The 16488-nt window shown below is 58.4% G+C and carries 19 protein-coding genes and 1 tRNA gene; 10 read left to right on the forward strand and 10 right to left on the reverse strand.

Features of this window, described 5'->3' with window-relative positions:
• Positions 1-13: 13 nt before the first annotated feature.
• Positions 14-466 (reverse strand): methyltransferase family protein, encoded by a 453-nt coding sequence (locus tag Mal15_RS14520; protein ID WP_147868436.1) that lies wholly within the window; start codon positions 464-466, stop codon positions 14-16.
• Positions 467-659: 193 nt separating this feature from the next.
• Between Mal15_RS14520 and Mal15_RS34900 the strand changes: the two genes are divergently transcribed.
• The 5 genes from Mal15_RS34900 to Mal15_RS14540 all read left to right on the forward strand — a co-directional run bounded on the left by Mal15_RS34900 (position 660) and on the right by Mal15_RS14540 (position 4076).
• Positions 660-788 (forward strand): hypothetical protein, encoded by a 129-nt coding sequence (locus tag Mal15_RS34900; protein ID WP_261344625.1) that lies wholly within the window; start codon positions 660-662, stop codon positions 786-788.
• A 30-nt stretch (positions 789-818) separates the two neighbouring features.
• Complete coding sequence (locus Mal15_RS14525; RefSeq protein WP_147868437.1) at positions 819-1463, forward strand: flavodoxin domain-containing protein; 645 nt, start codon at positions 819-821, stop codon at positions 1461-1463.
• A 131-nt stretch (positions 1464-1594) separates the two neighbouring features.
• Entirely contained in the window at positions 1595-3289 is a 1695-nt protein-coding gene (locus tag Mal15_RS14530) for a glutaredoxin family protein (RefSeq protein WP_167546819.1), read from the forward strand.
• The gene (locus tag Mal15_RS34675; RefSeq protein WP_233903447.1) at positions 3279-3446 is read left to right on the forward strand and encodes a hypothetical protein; all 168 of its coding nucleotides are present in this window, start codon (positions 3279-3281) and stop codon (positions 3444-3446) included. The genes Mal15_RS14530 and Mal15_RS34675 overlap by 11 nt, the downstream gene beginning before the upstream one ends.
• A 51-nt stretch (positions 3447-3497) precedes the next feature.
• Positions 3498-4076 carry an MFS transporter gene (locus Mal15_RS14540; RefSeq protein WP_147868439.1) on the forward strand — a complete coding sequence of 193 codons (579 nt, stop codon included), beginning with the start codon at positions 3498-3500 and terminating at the stop codon, positions 4074-4076.
• A gap of 369 nt (positions 4077-4445) precedes the next feature.
• Here the strand turns inward: Mal15_RS14540 and Mal15_RS14545 are convergent, their stop codons facing one another.
• The 3 genes from Mal15_RS14545 to Mal15_RS14555 all read right to left on the reverse strand — a co-directional run bounded on the left by Mal15_RS14545 (position 4446) and on the right by Mal15_RS14555 (position 6408).
• Complete coding sequence (locus Mal15_RS14545) at positions 4446-5060, reverse strand: hypothetical protein (RefSeq protein ID WP_147868440.1); 615 nt, start codon at positions 5058-5060, stop codon at positions 4446-4448.
• Positions 5061-5165: 105 nt separating this feature from the next.
• Positions 5166-5522, reverse strand: a complete 357-nt coding sequence (locus tag Mal15_RS14550) for a hypothetical protein (RefSeq protein WP_147868441.1) — start codon at positions 5520-5522, stop codon at positions 5166-5168.
• A gap of 106 nt (positions 5523-5628) precedes the next feature.
• Positions 5629-6408 carry an SGNH/GDSL hydrolase family protein gene (locus Mal15_RS14555; protein ID WP_199773870.1) on the reverse strand — a complete coding sequence of 260 codons (780 nt, stop codon included), beginning with the start codon at positions 6406-6408 and terminating at the stop codon, positions 5629-5631.
• Positions 6409-6728: 320 nt separating this feature from the next.
• On the opposite strand from Mal15_RS14555, the gene Mal15_RS14560 reads away from it, so the two are divergent.
• Positions 6729-8051: a glycosyltransferase gene (locus Mal15_RS14560; RefSeq protein WP_147868442.1), complete on the forward strand. Its 1323-nt coding sequence runs from the start codon at positions 6729-6731 to the stop codon at positions 8049-8051.
• 169 nt (positions 8052-8220) lie between these two features.
• On the opposite strand, the gene Mal15_RS14565 is transcribed toward Mal15_RS14560, so the two are convergent.
• Positions 8221-9615 (reverse strand): deoxyribodipyrimidine photo-lyase, encoded by a 1395-nt coding sequence (locus tag Mal15_RS14565; protein ID WP_147868443.1) that lies wholly within the window; start codon positions 9613-9615, stop codon positions 8221-8223.
• A 351-nt stretch (positions 9616-9966) separates the two neighbouring features.
• On the opposite strand from Mal15_RS14565, the gene Mal15_RS14570 reads away from it, so the two are divergent.
• Positions 9967-10224, forward strand: coding sequence for a GlsB/YeaQ/YmgE family stress response membrane protein (locus Mal15_RS14570; protein ID WP_147868444.1), 258 nt, complete (start codon positions 9967-9969; stop codon positions 10222-10224).
• A gap of 196 nt (positions 10225-10420) precedes the next feature.
• Here Mal15_RS14570 and Mal15_RS14575 read toward each other — a convergent pair whose 3' ends face one another.
• Together Mal15_RS14575 and Mal15_RS14580 are read right to left on the reverse strand one after the other, a co-directional pair.
• Entirely contained in the window at positions 10421-10672 is a 252-nt protein-coding gene (locus Mal15_RS14575; RefSeq protein ID WP_167546820.1) for a PEP-CTERM sorting domain-containing protein, read from the reverse strand.
• Positions 10673-10942: 270 nt separating this feature from the next.
• Positions 10943-11016: transfer RNA gene (locus Mal15_RS14580), tRNA-Asp, on the reverse strand.
• 275 nt (positions 11017-11291) lie between these two features.
• Here Mal15_RS14580 and Mal15_RS34085 point away from each other — a divergent pair.
• Together Mal15_RS34085 and Mal15_RS14585 are read left to right on the forward strand one after the other, a co-directional pair.
• The gene (locus Mal15_RS34085) at positions 11292-11468 is read left to right on the forward strand and encodes a hypothetical protein (RefSeq protein WP_167546821.1); all 177 of its coding nucleotides are present in this window, start codon (positions 11292-11294) and stop codon (positions 11466-11468) included.
• A 112-nt stretch (positions 11469-11580) separates the two neighbouring features.
• Positions 11581-11907: a DUF6793 family protein gene (locus Mal15_RS14585; protein WP_147868446.1), complete on the forward strand. Its 327-nt coding sequence runs from the start codon at positions 11581-11583 to the stop codon at positions 11905-11907.
• Here Mal15_RS14585 and Mal15_RS14590 read toward each other — a convergent pair.
• From Mal15_RS14590 to Mal15_RS14600, 3 genes are all read right to left on the reverse strand, one after another.
• The gene (locus Mal15_RS14590; RefSeq protein WP_147868447.1) at positions 11894-12865 is read right to left on the reverse strand and encodes a carbohydrate kinase family protein; all 972 of its coding nucleotides are present in this window, start codon (positions 12863-12865) and stop codon (positions 11894-11896) included. The two genes, Mal15_RS14585 and Mal15_RS14590, sit on opposite strands and share 14 nt — an antisense overlap.
• On the reverse strand, positions 12862-13896 hold the full coding sequence (locus Mal15_RS14595) for a Gfo/Idh/MocA family protein (RefSeq protein ID WP_147868448.1): 1035 nt from the start codon (positions 13894-13896) through the stop codon (positions 12862-12864). Before Mal15_RS14595 ends, Mal15_RS14590 begins: the two co-directional genes overlap by 4 nt.
• Before the next feature lie 66 nt (positions 13897-13962).
• Positions 13963-15282, reverse strand: coding sequence for a Gfo/Idh/MocA family protein (locus Mal15_RS14600; protein ID WP_147868449.1), 1320 nt, complete (start codon positions 15280-15282; stop codon positions 13963-13965).
• Positions 15283-15469: 187 nt separating this feature from the next.
• On the opposite strand from Mal15_RS14600, the gene Mal15_RS14605 reads away from it, so the two are divergent.
• Positions 15470-16483 (forward strand): TauD/TfdA family dioxygenase, encoded by a 1014-nt coding sequence (locus Mal15_RS14605; RefSeq protein ID WP_147868450.1) that lies wholly within the window; start codon positions 15470-15472, stop codon positions 16481-16483.
• Positions 16484-16488: the final 5 nt, after the last annotated feature.

Here is a 16488-nt window from a genome sequence, read left to right on the forward strand (position 1 = left end):
GTCGTACTGCAACTCAGCGACGACCCGGAAGGGACGTCGTTCTGCGCCGCGGGAACAGACGCCCCACGCGTCGTTGGTACGCCTGGTAGTCGTCGAAGCGGTCTCGCATCGAGTCTTCCTCGTGTTTCGCTTTGGCAGATAACACCAATAGCAACACGACCCAGCTGGCCAAACGCCACCAGCGAAAGGGAGTCAGCAGCAAAGCCGCGGTGAACCACAGCAGGCCGGTGTACATCGGGTGGCGGACGATGGCGTACGGCCCATCGGTCAGCAATCGGGTGCTGTCAGTCGCTGAGGGATGAATACGGATCTTGTTCCATCCCATCTTTGCCCACGCCCAAACCGCCAACACGATCCCCGGCGCCGCGACCGAGAGCGCCGCCAGCGGCAGTGGCGACCACTGTGCCGACAGCACCAGCGCCGCGGCGAGAAGGAATTGGGCAAAGACGAGAAACCAAAGCAACATACGGAATTGAGACGTTGGGTGTGCGAAAACGGCCGTCCAGGCCGACGTGCGTGACCAGGACGCACAGGGTGGCGGGCAATTCGAACACTTGGAAATTGGCACGCGAGATGCATTTTACCGTTTGCACACAGCGTCCAAGCATTCGAGCGGTGCTTCGGTCCTGACGTCGCCCTTCAAACCAAGAGGCTGAGCGATGAGCCGCATCAATTGGAAGGACTCTCCGCACGAGAAGATCTTCTGGGTCTCGGTGATCGTGATCGCCATCATGTCGCTGCTGATTTTCGCCAAAACCGTGGCCGGAACCCTTCACGCACTACTTTAGTACTTTCATGTTCCAACCAGGACCGATTGCATGCGGACTTTGATCCTCTTTGCGACCGATGAAGGTCAAACCGAAAAGATCGCCGTTCGCATCTCCGAACGGCTTGCCGAGCAGGGCTTTGCATCGGACCGGCACAACATCGCGGTTGACCCCGAAACACCGATCGCGCTGGATGCGTACGATGCGGTGATCGTCGGTTCTCCGATCCACTACTCGCACTACGATGCGCGGTTGGCCGACTACCTGAAACAATTTCGTGACGTGTTGCATGAGATGCCATCGGCGTTCTTTTCGGTCAGTCTGGGGATCCTGAGCGACGCGGAAACCGAGCGCGAGGAAGTGCGAAAGATCACCGACGCCTATCTGAGCGAAACCGACTGGAACCCGCTGTTGAAAATTCATTTCGCCGGCGCCCTGTCGTATTCCAGGTACAACTGGTTGAAACGCAAGCTGATGCAGATCATCGCAAGAAAAGCCGGCAGCCCGACCGACACGCGTTTCGATTACGAGTTCACCAATTGGGTCCAAGTCGATCAATTCGTCGACCAGTTTGTCGAGTTCGTCAATCGCTGCAAACAGTCCGACGAACTGTACCAACAACGCACGATCTACTCGACGCCGACACGCCGCTATTCGGTCGCCCATCTCCGCGCCCAAGCGGAAGAGTCGGCCTGAAGCCTGTGACGATTCGTTGCATGGTATTGGTATGGTTCGTGCACTTGTTGCCGCGGGACAGACCGAGCGGAAAAGCAGTGGAATAGGATTCCAGCCTGTCTTCCGTTGAGTGGACCACAGGGCATGCGACGATGCTTTTACGACTTCTGCTACTAAGTATTCTTGTGTGGTGGACCGGTTCGTCGACCATAGTACGAGCCGAAGAACTTCGCGGTAGCGAGGCGGTCGGTGTCATACGAATGGACGTTTTCGTTCGCAGTGACCGCGATTCCGCGGAAGCCGTGAGCGCCTACTGTGGAGAACTGAAACAACGGACCAATGGGTTGGAGGTTCGGATCCACGATGTCTTGAAAGACAAGACACAGCTGTTGCGGTTGTACCAGCTGTCCAAAAAATCAGGACGGCCTACGCCGGTGCTGCCCGCGATTTATGTTTGCGACCGCATGTTTTTCGGTTTCGACGATGCGGTTCGCACCGGACCGGAAGTTGAAAAATTATTCACCGCGAATCTCTACACCCGCACGACTTGTCCCAAGTGCCAAAATCTGAAAGCGTTTTTGCCGACGCTGAAGAAGCGTTGGCCGGCGATCCGGTTTGTCATCCATGATGTTGACCAGTCCGCGACAGCAAGGTCTTCATGGGAGGCGTTGTGTCGTAAAGCGGGCAGCCCGCCGGGATTGCCGACGATCGATTTTGCCGGCCGCATCTTGATCGGATACCAGGGCGACGACGTTACGGGCGCGCAACTGGGGCAGCTGATCCGGGACGTGTCCGGAGTGACACCGGACGAACCGTTGGGCTGGAATCGGTCCGGCAACGCGGGCGATCGGCTGGTCCGCAATGCCGATCGCACGTTGAAGGTCCAGACCGCATTGTTGTCGACCGCGGTGCTGCCGACGCGACTGCTGGCGGCGCAACCGCCGCCGACGGAGGATTCCTCGCAGTTGGGTGCTGCCCCGTCTGATACGCCGTCGGATTCCCAACCGGAAATCTCGTTGGACATGCTAGAACTTCCCGATGAGGCCACTGCGGCGGAAACGGGGGCCAGCGAGGTGCCGCCGGAGGTGGTGACGACGGACACGATCGACGTTCCCATGCTGGGGCGCTTGAGTGCCTCGGAGCTGGGCATGCCACTGTTTACGTTGGCGGTCGGACTGGTCGATGGATTCAATCCCTGCGCCATGTGGGTGTTGGTGTTTTTGTTGTCCGTGTTGGTCAATATCAAGGATCGACGCAAGATTTTGGTGATCGCGGGAACGTTCGTGTTCGTCAGCGGACTGGCCTATTATGCATTCATGGCGGCGTGGCTGAGTCTGTTTCTATTGATCGGAATCGCGCGACCGGTGCAGATCGCGTTGGGGCTGTTGGCGTTGTTCATCGGCATGGTCAACGTCAAGGACTTTTTTGCGCTGAAGAAGGGGATTTCGCTGTCGATTCCCGAATCGCATAAACCGGGGTTGTATCGTCGAGTCCGTGAGATTGTCGGTGCAAAGTACTTGTCGGTGGCGCTGGCCGGTGCAGTGGTGTTGGCGGTCATCGTTAACATGATCGAATTGCTGTGTACCGCGGGGCTGCCGGCGCTGTACACGCAAGTGTTGGCGATGCAGGAGTATCCGTCGTGGAAGAATTATTCCTATTTGCTGCTCTATATCGCGGCATACATGTTTGACGACGCGCTGTTGGTCACAGTCGTGGTCGCGACGCTGTCGCATCGCAGATTGCAGGAACGCGAGGGACGTTGGCTGAAACTTCTTAGCGGTGCGGTCATTTTGGTGCTCGGTCTGGTCATGCTTCTTCGTCCGTCGTGGTTGCAACTTGGGTCGTAAAACCAACGTAACGCGAGCCAACACTCTGCGAACCAGCGTACTGCGGGAGCGGCGGGTGCTGTGTTGGGCCTTGTACGACTGGGCCAATAGCGCCTATTCGACGTTGATCATCACGGTGCTGATCGCGTACATCCAACGCGTCGTTTTTCCGGTCTAGCGATGGGGATCGACCGGGCCGATCGTGTGGGCTTGGGGGATCGCCGGATCGATGTTTTTGGGCGCGGTGCTGTCGCCGACTTTGGGGGCGATTGCGGATGCGCAGAACGGCAAACGCCGTTGGTTGGCGATCACGGCGTTCACCGGCGCCGCGTCTTCGGTGTTGCTGGGATTGGTGTCGCCCGGGCAAACCGAGTTGATGGGCGTGGTGTTGATGATTCAATTTTTGGCCATGCCGGGTGCGATTGTCGTGGCGAAACTCGCCGATCGGTTTGGAAAGAAGCCGACGTTGTTGGGATGCTTGGCGGTCTGGGCGGTGACGTTATTGTCGGCGTATTGGGTGACGGCATCGATCGGGTTTTGGATTCTCGCGGCCGTGATCGCGCTTGTCTTGGGCGGTACACAAGCGGTCAGCCGGGCGTTGATGTCCGAGATGATTCCCGAAGGTCGAAACGCCCAATACTTCGGGTTTTTCAATTTGTCGGGAAAAGCCACCAGCTTCCTGGGGACGTTTCTGTTCGGCGCGATCATCGCCCTGACCGGCAGTTCGCGGATGGCCGTGATCGGCTTGCTGCCGTTGTTTGTCGTCGGCGCGTGGTTGCTCACTCGGGTGAAAACGCCGGCCAGTTGATCGGGATCGTGGGGCCACTTCTTTTGCTCTCCCCGCACCGCCTCGTTCGAAGGCGGAGCGTGGCTGGGCAATCTCTGGATTGTGCAGTGTTTCAGAGTTCAAGCGACATCATTCCGCGACGAAACTCGAGTGACATCAGCCGATTCGCGCAAGCGTTCGGGCCCCAGTAGCATTCAGGCCCCGGCGTCGATGGAGGCCCGGCGTCGATGGAGGCCCGTAGGCTGGCGCCAAACGGCTGATCCCATGTGGGTTTCGCGGAACCGAAAACGCCAAAATCCTACGGAGGAAAATTTGTCCGAATCGAACGATTTTGCGCTGCCCAGGCAGAGCCAGAAACCGAGGCAGGGCTCGATTCTTCTCAACTTGCCGTCAATCGCTCAGCTGGTGATGCTTTGAGTGGCGACCGGCGCGGTCCAACGCTTGGCCGAGTTCGCTTTCAGCCAGAGTGACCCCGTGGGACTGGATCGCAATCGGGAAGATCCCGGGCGCGAAATCAATCGGGACCGAGCAATTTGGGGGCTCGATGTGATTGAGCTTCCAATCCCAGCGTCTCCAGAACGACAGTCCCGAAGCCCAGCGTTTGATCGCCGATCGGATCTGGACGGCCGGCAACGCGTCGCGATTCTGCAAGTTTCCCAGGACATCGAGCGCACCGCTGGGAAGATTCCCCAGCAGCAATGCGGTGGCGTAGTTGATCAGCAAGGTGTCACCGGCGTCGCTCCGACAGATCGTGGTACCTGGGGTAAGGACCATGCCACGGAAAACCCGAATGGCCTCTTCGGCGTGACCGATCCGCATCGCCAGCACCCCTAAACAGCTCAGGTTCAGGGGGGAGCGTGGTAAGGTCCGCAGGGCGTCGTAGGCCGCGACGTAGTGGTTGTTTTGAATTTGCTGGGCGATCCGCTCGGGAAGCGTTTCAGCCGAGGGGAAGGTGTGATTGACTGCAGATTCGACAGCGGAACTGGATTTCTTTGTGTTGGACATAGCGATCTCGTGGCAGACCGGTGGCACGATGGGTGCCAAAAACCGGAAGATGGACGGGGTAAGTTGCAGAAAGCAATGAGAGCGACGAACAGACGTTGGTCGCGTTTAGATCTGCAAACGAACCCCGCAGGCGACGAGTGAATTCCATGGGAGCGGTGCCGCGGACGGTCCGATCGCTCGGACGCAGCGTTTCGCCACGCAATTGCCAACCCGATCGGCATCGATGTGTGCCGTTGCGGTCGGTTGGGCCGGTTTGGAAGCGTCAAAGCCGACTCTTCCGATGGATTCAGATGGAAGGGCCGGTTGGTCCAATGCCGCCACGGCCAGCGCGGTCGGCTGGCCGTCCTCGTGCAGCAACGCAGCGCAAGACGCTGCGAAGGTGTTGCCGCAAAAGCCGACGAAGACACCCCAGAGGAGCATCTGACGCAGAAGGGATGCTGTGACGCGTCGGCGAAAATTCATCAGGGGCGGTCCAAAGAATACAAAGCTGCGGAATCATCATCACACGCCGCCGCACGCAGTCAAGTGGCGGCGAGGCAAATGTGAATCAAAGGGTCGATTCGGCGACTTAAACCCCCACCGTTTCCCGCCAGGTCTTGGCCATCAGTTGGTGCCCGAGTTGCGTCGGATGCACGCCGTCGCCAGCCAGAGCTTTCGGTTCGGTCCCCTCGGCAACCGCATCGTCAAACATGGTTTGAAAGGGGACCCAGATTGCGCCGGCGTCCTGTGCAACTTGTTTGGCATACTTGCGGCGGACGTCAAATTCGGGGAACCATTTGTCTTTGTTTTCCTTGACCGTTCCGCTCATCAACACGAACGGCTCGCAGATTGCGAAGGTCGTCTTCGGCAGCGCCTCCCGCGTCCGCTTCAGCAACGCGGCAAACCCATCGCGATACGTTTCCGACGTGCCGTCGTAGCGACCGTTTAACATGTGCCAGATGTCGTTGACTCCGATCAGGATGCTTAGGATCCGGGGTTTAATGTCGAGACAGTCCTGTTGCCAGCGGCGGTCCAGGTCGGGAACCTTGTTGCCGGAGATCCCTCGGTTGTGGATTTGTAGATCAAGGTCGGGGTAATCCTGATGCAGCGATTCGGCGATGAACTTGGGGTAGCCGCGGCCGAGTCCCTCGTTGGCAACGGGCGACTTTTTGTTCCGGCCCGCATCGGTGATCGAATCGCCTTGGAACAGAATCACGTCGCCTCGAGACAAAGCAAGTTTCTCCGCAGCAAAAAGGGGGCAGGGGGTCAGGCAGGCGACGGTCCCCGCCGAGGCGGCGGCGGATAAAAACACGCGACGTTTCATGATGGGTTTGGCAACAAGATGGGGGAAGGTTGATCGGATCTTCATCGATTCGCCGGAGCGTTGCATGATGCGAGCGACACCCGGACGTGCCGGAAAGTGTAACCGCTGGCCGGTCGTCACGCATGAAAACCATGGCGATGCCGAGTCAATCGATTGCGATGTGTCATCAAACAGCGCGACTTTGACGTAGCTACGCTCGATGCGAGCGTGGTAACGCCTGGGGATCCACCTTCTGGCGAAGGTAGCTACGTTTGACCGGTGAAGTTGCGATTCGCGTGATCTCCCGTCAGGCAGGGACCTCCTGACAGGGGGCTCAGGCGTGTAAACTGGATGGCCTTGCTGGACATTAACAGAGGGACCGCTCGGTGAGTAAGATCGGGATCGCAACGTTTTCATCGCCGGGACATATCAACCCCTCGATCACGCTGGCGTCGGAATTGGCCCGGCGGGGACACGAAGTCACGTTTTACACGCTGGTCAACGGGGTGGAGAAGATCGAGGCGGCCGGCTTTCCCGTTCGACCCTATGGAACGGACGAATTAGGGGCGGAGGCGATTTCGGAAAGCTATCGCAAACTCGGAAATCTCAGCGGTCTAAACGCGGTGCGGTTCACCGTTGAATTGTTAAAACGTCGCATCACGGTTGGGCTGCGTGACCTGCCGTTGTTTTTCGAACAGGATCAAATCGATGGGTTGGTCATTGATCAAGTGGTCCCCGCCGGCGCGGTGGTCGCTCGTGCGGAGCAAATCCCCTACGTGACGTTGTCAAACGCACTGCCCTTGAATCTGGATGCGATCGTGCCTCCCGTATTCAGCAATCTTGGTCCGGCTCGTGGTCCGATCGATCGCATCGCGATCGCAATGCTGAACGGTCTGCAGAATTGGTTGGCAAAACCGCTGTTGGCAATCGCCAACCGATACCAGCATCAGAAGGGATTGCCGCGATACAAGACGATGTCGGAAATGGGGTCAGACCTGGCGCAGGTGGTTCAGATCCCTGAGCCGTTCGATTTTCCCCGCAGTCAGCTCGAACCGAGTTTTCATTACACCGGTCCGTTTCACAGTTGCGATTCACGGCCGTCGGTGGAGTTTCCTTGGGAGCGATTGTCGGGCGATGTCCCGTTGATCTACGCCTCGATGGGAACGTTGCAAAATCAGATCCGTCACGTGTTTGAGACGATTGCGGAGGCTTGTCGGGATTTGCCGGTCCAGTTGGTCATCTCGCTCGGTGGCGGGGACAACGCCGACGAATTCGCAGCGCTGCCGGGCAATCCGATCGTCGTCGGATACGCCCCGCAACTGGAACTGCTGCAGAAGGCTTCAGTGTGCATCACGCACGCGGGGCTCAACACGGCGCTCGAGTCGATTGCTCACGGAGTCCCGATGTTGGCCATCCCGATCACCAATGACCAACCGGGGGTTGGCGCGAGGATTCGGCACCACGGTCTGGGGCACGTGATCGGTCTGAAACAGGTGACCGCGGGAAGGATTCGCAAGAGTCTACAAACGTTGTTGCAAGATCCGCTTTTTACCGAAAACGCGAAGACATTTCAGCGGACGATTGCATCAACCGACGGAGTCGGCCGGGCCGCGAGACTCATCGAGAACGCACTGGCAAACGGGACGGAAAACGCCGGTGTTTCGCAGCACGTGTCGTCGGCAGATCCAGGTGCAGCGAAAAGCTTGTAAAAACCTATTGAAACGGCAAAAGAAAGCGGCGCCGTCGTGTCTCGAACGATTCGAACCAAATCCGAGCTTTCGCGTGAGAGGCGTCCGCATCGATTGACGACGACGCCACGCTTAGAATCTTCGACTCTCTCTAGAACAGACGCGGTCACGCGTTCTGGCCGGCAGACATTTAATCCGTTCGAGTGGCTTGTTCACAGCGTTGATTGACCCGTTCAACGTATTGGTCGGGGTCAGACTTTCGCTCCAATCCGGAATGTGTCATCGGGCGGACTTTTCCGAACACCGGTCGTTCCCCGAAAGCGCGGTCGTGGTTGCCGAAGATCCAGGCGACATTCGCGAAACTATTGGCATCTCGACCGTCTAAGAAATACCGATTGTTCAACTCCAATGCGACACGGTAGGCGTATTCCGGCGTGTTCGTCCACGCGAGGATTTGCTTGCCCCAATACATCCGCATGTGGTTGTGCATGTAACCGGTGTGCCGCATCTCGTTCATTGCGGCGTTCCAGTATTTGTCATGCGTTTGCGCGTCTACCAGTTCCGACCTCGTGTAATGGTGTTCCCGTTGGTCGTCGCGATGATCCTGGAGCGTCTCCGTTGCCCAATCCGGCAAGCATGAATACGAATCGTAGTCGTCGGTAAAGTTGACGAAGTTTTGCGACAACTCACGACGAACCACCAGCTCTTCTAGATAGGAGTCACGGTCGTTTTGGGTGCCGGAGGAACTGTTTTTGATTTCCAGAGCGATCGCCAGCGGTGAGATCTGGCCGAAGTGCAGGTACATGCTCATGTAAGACAGCGTTTCCGATTCCGGACGGTCTCGCTCCTCTCCATAGCGTTTCAATGTGCCACCGATGAATCGTTTCAGTTGCGCATTTGCCTGTGACGTTCCGCCCTGAAAAAATTCAGAAACCGCCGGAACGGTCCGGTCGACACGGATTTTTTCGACGACCGAATTCAAGTCCGATAATTCTTCGCCACCGACTGATAGTGACATCGAATCTTTTTCGATCGGTGTCGTCGATAATTCGACCAGGAATTCGGCCAAATGGGAGTGGAGTTTTGGTCGGATCGTGCGGGCGGCGTATTCCTGGTGGTCCGATACGATGTCGACCGGAACGATGACATCCGATTCAACCTGCACGACATGACAGGAGACTTCGGACGCAACCTTTTTCCTCCATGCTTTCTGATGACGCAAATAGCCTCGATCGCAAACAACGAGCGATGCATTCTTGCCCACGTTACAGACAACATCGACTGGAGACCCGCAGCGGACGACCATTTTGATCCCGCGAGCCTGGATCTCCGATTGCGTTTGCCGAAGACCCTCGAGCATGAATGTCGCTTGCCGCAGCGTCAGTTCGTCATCCTGATCGGCGATCACGAACAGGACGAGCAGCCGTTGCTGGTGCTCGTTCGCCTGACGGATTGCATACTCCAATGCGTGATTGCACTGGGCACGCTGACTCTGCTCCATCCAGTAAACCACGTAATCACCTTCGCGAATGTCGCGGTCGTTCAGGTGTTTGACGCGTTGCGACTGGATGAGCTGAGTTGCCATGGGGGGAGTCGTGGTCGTCGGGATTGAAGCGGAGTCATTCGTAGCGGAAGTCGCCGAGACGTTCGGCAACGCAAACAACGCGCCAATGGAGTTCCACCCGATCTGTTCGTGAGAATGTCCCCCGTTTGTCTGAGTTTTGGTCGATGGTCGCTCATTGCGATGGTTAATCGGCCATCCATCTGGTGCCGAGGCGACGAGCGTGGTTGGTCGGGATCTGAGTCACTTCACCGCTGCGATTGTTATTGAGGGGGGCTTTCAGAAACTCCAGGTCCGACGTTTGTTTTGGCACGGCCTTCGCAAAGCAGGTATTCGAGATTCTAAAGTGAACTGTCTTACCCACGGAGAAATTTGATGTTGATTCCCATCATTGGCTGGATCCTCTTTGGCCTGGTCGTCGGTCTCCTCGCACGATTGGCCTACCCGGGTCGGCAGGACATCGGACTGGTGCGAACGACCTTGCTGGGGATCGTCGGTTCGTTCGTCGGCGGCTTTTTGGGGTACCTGTTGTTTGGCGGATCCGCATTCCAAGCAAGCGGATGGATCGGTTCGATTCTCGGTGCCGTGCTGGTGCTGGTGATCGCGACACGTCGTGGGCACGTCGCGAGTTAAACTGTTTGGCAATGTAGAACCGCTGTCCTCAGTTGTTCCCCGTCGGCCGCGCAGCGGTGAACCATTGAGATCCTCTCAGCCGAGACGGCTGAGCGAGAACAATTGGGGACAATGGTTCTACACTGTTTGGCAATGTAGAACCGCTGTCCTCAGTTGTTCCCCGTCGGCCGCGCAGCGGTCAACCACTGAGATCCTCTCAGCTCAGGGATCTGCGTCTGCGTCGCAGGAACATCATCGCTCCGCCCGCGGCGCACAGAACCACGATCGCGGAGGGTTCGGGGACGACGGTGATCGAGGCTCCCTGGAACGTCGGCGTGATGCGGTTTCCGCTGTTGTCGAAGGACTGATCGAAGGCGGAAACGAATTCGCCGAGCGTGATGTCGATGTCGGAGGTGTTACCGATTGGATTGACCGCGGTGAAGGAAATGGATCCGACCAAAACGGACATCGGTCCGTCAGTAGCGCGACGCCGAGCGGAAGACACGACGCTTGCCCACACAGCAACGTCCAAAGCGTCGCCGCGAGGCGAGGGTGGCATGATGGCGAACCTGACCGAGCGAATCCAACTGACACGCGAACATCACGAATTGATAACGTCTGAAGTACACCCAGCGAACCGGTGACGGGGACCTGGACATGATGTGGTGAAATGCATCAGGTCGCTTCCGTTACGCCAAAAAAAATCGCCCCGTGATGAACGGGGCGATTTTTCGGGTAGCGACGCGGACGGGACTCGAACCCGCAACCTCCGGATCGACAGTCCGGGGCTCTAACCAATTGAGCTACCGCGCCGAAGTTTGGCTCGCAAATTGTTGCGTTCCATCCTTCGTGGAGGCGGAATTATATCGACGGTCTCTTCCGCCGCAAGACCATGCTTCGGTTCATTTGCACATCTTTCTTTAACCTTCTGGTTCGGATTGTTTCTGCTGGTCGCATTTTGCCACAAAAACTATGCCCATCGGGCCGTGGTTTTCCCCGCTTCGGGTGGAAATTCCCGGTGGGTCGTTAGCGGAGACCTAACTTTTTGACGGTTGCTTCCCTGTTCTCTAGCCCCAAAAAATGTCGCCATGTTTTTTGACGTTCAACCGCCCCTGTTGGCTTCGGTCAGCGATTTGATCCGAGATGTCGGCAACGAATTGACTGCGTATTCCACCCAAATGACGACCACGCACTGGGGAATTGTCGCCGGTTGCGCCGTCGCGTTCGGCTTTTTGTGCTTGAAGGGGACCGGAATAAACCGATAACTCCTTGGCAACGTAGAATCATCTGAGACCCCAACGACATCTGCTGGGTCCGACCTTTGACCGGTTCGGTCGGCCCACCACCGGCGAAACCGCTTCGCACGGAGAACTGGAAATGCCACTTTTTGAAATCGAAACAAATTCCCACATCATCATCACCTGGGCTGAAGACGAAGACGCGGCGCGAAACGTCGTGCACGAGGCCTATCCCCACGACGAACTGGTGCGGCTGACCAAGCGTCCGCGCGATACCTGGGTGATCAGCAAGGGCGCCCTCGGCCTGACCAACACGACGCTCGACCCCTGCATGGTTGCTCGCGAGTGCCTGAATCGATCCGCCGGCGACAAGGTCAACGCGATTCGCTTGTACCGCATGGAAACCGGCAGCGACCTCGATCAGGCCCGCAAGATGATCGAATCCAACATGGTCATGGGTTGGTAGCACCGCTTGACGAGGGGCTCTCAGATCCGTCGTGCGCAGATCCGCACGCCGAGTGGTCGAACGCCAATCCGCCGAGTCGACGCGCGTTCTGCGATGCGACCTCGGCCGCAAATCGGGCCGCCTGCCGAATCGCCAGCCCGCTAACGTATCCGTGCAGGAACGCGCCATGATACGTGTCTCCACATCCGGTCGTGTCGACGGCCCTCTCCGGTGAGATCGCTTCCTGGTGAAAACGAACGCCCTCGCGCCCGACCAGGTAGCTGCCATCAGCCCCATCGGTGACACCGGCGAGTTCACAATCCAGGTCCCGCCTCAAAAACTCGGCCAGTTCCATCGGCCCGACGGTCGCTGCCGAGTCGACCTGTCGCTTGAAATGCGAGTGGGCGAATTGCCGGGCGACGATCGCGACGTCGGCCGCGGCAAGCAGCGGCACGATCTCATCGCGATAGCGGTACGCGCCGCCGTCAAAGGAGACTTTCGTGCCGGAGGCTTTGGCGACCGCGATCGCCCTCCGGCAGACCTCCGGGTGACGTCCGTTAAGGTGCAAGACTTTTGATTGCGAAATCAGCTCTTCGATCTCCGGCGTCCACCGGAGCCGATCGCACGCCGTTCCCGGTGAGAAGATGATCGTCCGCTCGGCGGCCTGGGTTTCCGACCAAATCGAGGCGACCGAACTGGACTGGCCGGTCTGGCGAACGACGCACCGGGTGTCGACACCTTCACGCGCCAACACGTCCAGGATTCGCATCGCTGGCGGATCGTCACCGAGCGAATCGATCATTGCCGTTTTCGAACCCAATCGTGCCGCGGTCGCGATCGCGACGGTGATCCCGCCACCGATCCCTTCGACGTGCCGTTTGGCGCGCACGACCGATCCCCGCTCGGGCAACACGTCGACCAGCATGACGCTGTCCCAGACCGACACGCCGATGCCGACGATATCCAGCGGCGGGATCATCCTTGGTCGATCGGTTCTTTGGCACCGCTGGCGACCGAAGCCGACGCGGCCAAACACATCGCCACGGACCAGCGACCGTCTTGAGCGGTGCAATGCAGCGGTCGGCCGCTCTGAATCGCTTCGGCCACCCGCACGATCTGGTCCTCCAGTTCGAACAATTCCCCGGTCGGTTTTTCGATTCCCACGTCGATCACCTCGTTGCCATCGAAGGCGCGCAGTTTGAAGGTCGGATGCCGTGTCCGGTCCATCGCCCCGCTCCAGGAGGCCCACAAGGCTCCTTTGCTGCCGGTGACCTTGGCGGTTTGGTGGTGTTCGAACGCGCTGAGTGTCTGGGAAACAACGGCGTAGGCATCACCGGAGAAGTGCATGATCGCGCTGAAGTTGTCTTGCAACTCGGGCCGCGACGGATCTCGGGAATTGGCCGTCGCATAGACCGATCGGGGCGAGCCGGCCGATTCCAGGTACCAGCGTGCGAGATCGAAAAAGTGGATCGGTTCTTCCAGGATCCAATTGCCGACGCGGTTGATGTCGTAACGCCAACCGCCGGCGCCTTGGCGGTAGGGATTTCTGGATAGTTCCACCAGACAATACTGTGGCGTTCCGATGAACCCGTCGTCGATCATCTCCTTCACTTTGCCCCACATCGACGACAACCGCAGTTCGTGTCCGACGCACAGCAGCGAATCGTGTTTTTCTGCCGACGCGATCATCGAGTCACATTGCGGCAAATCGATACCCATCGGTTTTTCCAGCAACAGGTGCTTGCCGGACTGGAGCACCGCGGTGGCGACTTCGTGATGCAAGTAACTGGGCACGACGACATCGATGACATCCAGGTCTTCGCGGGCGAGCAACGCGTTGTAGTCGGTGGTGACAAACGCATCCGGATAGGCGTTACGCGCGTCTGCAGCGGTCGCCTCGCTGTGCGCCGCAATCCCGACCAGTTCGGCGTTGTGGGCTTTTGCGATCGCATCGGCGTGGTGTTTTCCCCAGGCGCCGAAACCGATCAATCCGTATCGAACCAAATTCATGTGAGCTTATCGAAGGAAGGAAGAATGTTGGTAGGAAGGGCGAGCATTCAAACGATCGCCAGGGTATCAGACGTCGTTGATTTCGTAACCCGAGCGATAGTCGCGTGACATCAGCCCGGCGGCTTCGTCATCACCGGAGATCTGTTCCGACTTGGCGTCCCAGTGAAGTGTTCGCCCCAAACGCAGTGAGATGTTGGCCAAGTGGCAGGTGGTCAAAATGCGGTGGTGGGTGGCGATGTCCGAGATCGGGCGTTCACGCGACTTCAGACAATCGACGAAGTTCTGCATGTGCGACGTCGGTAGTTTGCCGTGGTAGAGAGACGCGACCGCGCCTTCATCCAGCGGCTGATTGTCCATTTCGCTGACCGGAGTTCCTTCCAGCGTGCCGCGATTAACGAAGAAACGTCCCCGGTCGCCTTCAAAGGTGATGCCGTTTCGCGAGGAATCGATCAACATTTCGATTCCAGTGGGGAATTTGGCGGTCACGGAAAAATCGATCGGCGTGTTGTAGGTGTCGCTGCGGGTCGGCATGCCGGAACGCAGGGGTTGGTTCATCGTGGCGGTGCCGCCGATCGAGGTCGGGCCACCATTTTCTTGTCCGATCGCCCACTGTGCGATGTCGACATGATGGGCGCCCCAATCACACAATTGTCCGCCGGCGTATTCAAACCACCAGCGAAACGTGCGGTGGGTCCGCTGTGGGATGTACTCGGTCAACGGTGCGGGGCCGAGCCAGCGTTCCCAGTTGAGTGATTTTGGTGGGGTGGTGGTCGCGAACGGGCCGCCTTTCCATCCGGGGCCGAGTCCGATGTGGATGCGGTGCAGATCGCCGATGCGACCGCTGCGCACCATCGCGATCGCCTTGAGGAATCGTTGGTCGTATTCGCTGCGCTGTTGCGTCCCGACCTGGAACACACGGCCGGTTTTCGCTGCGACCGCGCGCAGCCATTTGCCTTCTTGGATCGTCACGGCGACGGGTTTTTCGCAGTACACGTCCTTGCCCGCTCGCATCGCATCGATTGCGATTTTTGCATGCCAATGATCGGGCGTCGCGATCAGTACCGCTTCGATCGACGGATCATCCAAGACACGCCTGTAATCGTCCACGATCGTTGCTTTGCCGCCGCAGATCTTGTGGTTGGCAAATTCAGCCGCGACCGTGTCGAGTTCACAGATCACGGGGATGTCGGCAAGCCGGGCGGCCTGGCTGCCGATCGCGATGCCGCGGCCTTGGCGTTTGGTTTCGGGTTGCCAGCCGGCCCCGATCAATCCGACCGTCGGGCGATCGTTCTTGGCCGCAGTCGCGTCACGGAAGTGATAGGCAACCGTTGATGCGGCGAGACCGGAGGCACCTCTCGCCAAAAACGTTCGTCGTGTCGTTGACATGGTGGGAATACGGTGGGCAGGGGGGAAGGAAGATGGAATCCGTCCGTCGGGAAAGCGACGCCGATAGGAGAAGACAGTGTAACACCGGTTGGGCACACAAGCTGGCCGCCATAGGGTAAGCTGATGCGAAAGTCGAATTCATTCTCCTCCCACCTCTCCCTCCCCTTCCCTCCCGACATCGGTATCCATGACTCCTTTACAAGGTATGCGTCGCGCGTCGATCGACGGCCAGCGAAACGAAGGCGATTCGTTGTTTCCTTTGGCTTTCAGTTGTGACCAGGGCGCGGTCACGTTGGACCAGTTCACCGGATGGACGTCCGAAAGTCGTGATGATCTGTTGGCACTGGCCAGTCAGCACGGCGCGTTGGCGTTTCGCGGGTTCCCGACGCCGACGGTGGATGACTTTGACGCGTTCATCCAGGCATTAAATCTTGAGAACTTTCCGTACGCCAAGTCACTCTCCAACGCGGTGCGGATCAACCGCACGCCTCGGGTGTTTTCGGCAAACGAAGCCCCGCCGGAGGTGAAGATCTTTTTCCACCACGAGATGGCGCAGACGCCGCTGTATCCCAAGTACATTCTGTTCTACTGCGAGATCGCTCCGGAGTCCGGTGGCGCGACGCCGCTTTGCCGCAGCGATATCTTGTATGCGAAATTAGCCGAACAGTGTCCGGAGTTCGCCGCCAAGTGTGAATCGACGGGTTTGCGCTACACGAACGTGATGCCCGGCATCGACGACGCCAGGTCGGGGATGGGACGCAGTTGGCACAGCACGTTGGGTGTGGAAACGAAAGCAGAAGCCGAGGCGCGGTTGGGCGAGTTGGGTTACAGTTTCCAGTGGCTGGCCGACGATTGTTTAAAAGCGACGACGCCCCAGTTGCCTGCGGTGATGGAAACGTCGCCGGGGAAGAAAACGTTTTTCAACCAGTTGATCGCGGCCTATTGTGGCTGGAAGGACGAACGCAACGATCCGTCCGATGCGATTCGTCACGGCGACGGCACCAAGCTAGATCCGGAAGCGGTCATGGTGGCGGTCCAGTTGGCCGAACAACTTGCCTATGATCATCAATGGCAGGCCGGTGACATTGTGCTGTTGGACAACACCGTTGCCATGCATGCGCGGCGTCCGTTCACGGGAACACGCAAGGTGTTGGCGTCGCTTGCGGAAATGCGAACCCATGCATTTGACGCGGTGGGCTGAACGAC

The organism is Stieleria maiorica (assembly GCF_008035925.1).
Classification (GTDB): Bacteria; Planctomycetota; Planctomycetia; order Pirellulales; family Pirellulaceae; genus Stieleria; species Stieleria maiorica.

What these genes read in the sequence shown, in the direction of transcription:
- Mal15_RS14540 (WP_147868439.1), top strand. Translation starts at nt 3,498, where the DNA reads ATGTTTTTGGGCGCGGTGCTGTCGCCGACTTTGGGGGCGATTGCGGAT.
- Mal15_RS14525 (WP_147868437.1), top strand. Translation starts at nt 819, where the DNA reads ATGCGGACTTTGATCCTCTTTGCGACCGATGAAGGTCAAACCGAAAAG.
- Mal15_RS14570 (WP_147868444.1), top strand. Translation starts at nt 9,967, where the DNA reads ATGTTGATTCCCATCATTGGCTGGATCCTCTTTGGCCTGGTCGTCGGT.
- Mal15_RS14605 (WP_147868450.1), top strand. Translation starts at nt 15,470, where the DNA reads ATGACTCCTTTACAAGGTATGCGTCGCGCGTCGATCGACGGCCAGCGA.
- Mal15_RS14520 (WP_147868436.1), bottom strand. Translation starts at nt 466, where the DNA reads ATGTTGCTTTGGTTTCTCGTCTTTGCCCAATTCCTTCTCGCCGCGGCG.
- Mal15_RS14600 (WP_147868449.1), bottom strand. Translation starts at nt 15,282, where the DNA reads ATGTCAACGACACGACGAACGTTTTTGGCGAGAGGTGCCTCCGGTCTC.
- Mal15_RS14565 (WP_147868443.1), bottom strand. Translation starts at nt 9,615, where the DNA reads ATGGCAACTCAGCTCATCCAGTCGCAACGCGTCAAACACCTGAACGAC.
- Mal15_RS34085 (WP_167546821.1), top strand. Translation starts at nt 11,292, where the DNA reads ATGTTTTTTGACGTTCAACCGCCCCTGTTGGCTTCGGTCAGCGATTTG.
- Mal15_RS14585 (WP_147868446.1), top strand. Translation starts at nt 11,581, where the DNA reads ATGCCACTTTTTGAAATCGAAACAAATTCCCACATCATCATCACCTGG.
- Mal15_RS34900 (WP_261344625.1), top strand. Translation starts at nt 660, where the DNA reads ATGAGCCGCATCAATTGGAAGGACTCTCCGCACGAGAAGATCTTCTGG.
- Mal15_RS14545 (WP_147868440.1), bottom strand. Translation starts at nt 5,060, where the DNA reads ATGTCCAACACAAAGAAATCCAGTTCCGCTGTCGAATCTGCAGTCAAT.
- Mal15_RS14575 (WP_167546820.1), bottom strand. Translation starts at nt 10,672, where the DNA reads ATGTCCGTTTTGGTCGGATCCATTTCCTTCACCGCGGTCAATCCAATC.
- Mal15_RS14550 (WP_147868441.1), bottom strand. Translation starts at nt 5,522, where the DNA reads ATGAATTTTCGCCGACGCGTCACAGCATCCCTTCTGCGTCAGATGCTC.
- Mal15_RS14530 (WP_167546819.1), top strand. Translation starts at nt 1,595, where the DNA reads ATGCTTTTACGACTTCTGCTACTAAGTATTCTTGTGTGGTGGACCGGT.
- Mal15_RS14595 (WP_147868448.1), bottom strand. Translation starts at nt 13,896, where the DNA reads ATGAATTTGGTTCGATACGGATTGATCGGTTTCGGCGCCTGGGGAAAA.
- Mal15_RS14590 (WP_147868447.1), bottom strand. Translation starts at nt 12,865, where the DNA reads ATGATCCCGCCGCTGGATATCGTCGGCATCGGCGTGTCGGTCTGGGAC.
- Mal15_RS14555 (WP_199773870.1), bottom strand. Translation starts at nt 6,408, where the DNA reads ATGAAGATCCGATCAACCTTCCCCCATCTTGTTGCCAAACCCATCATG.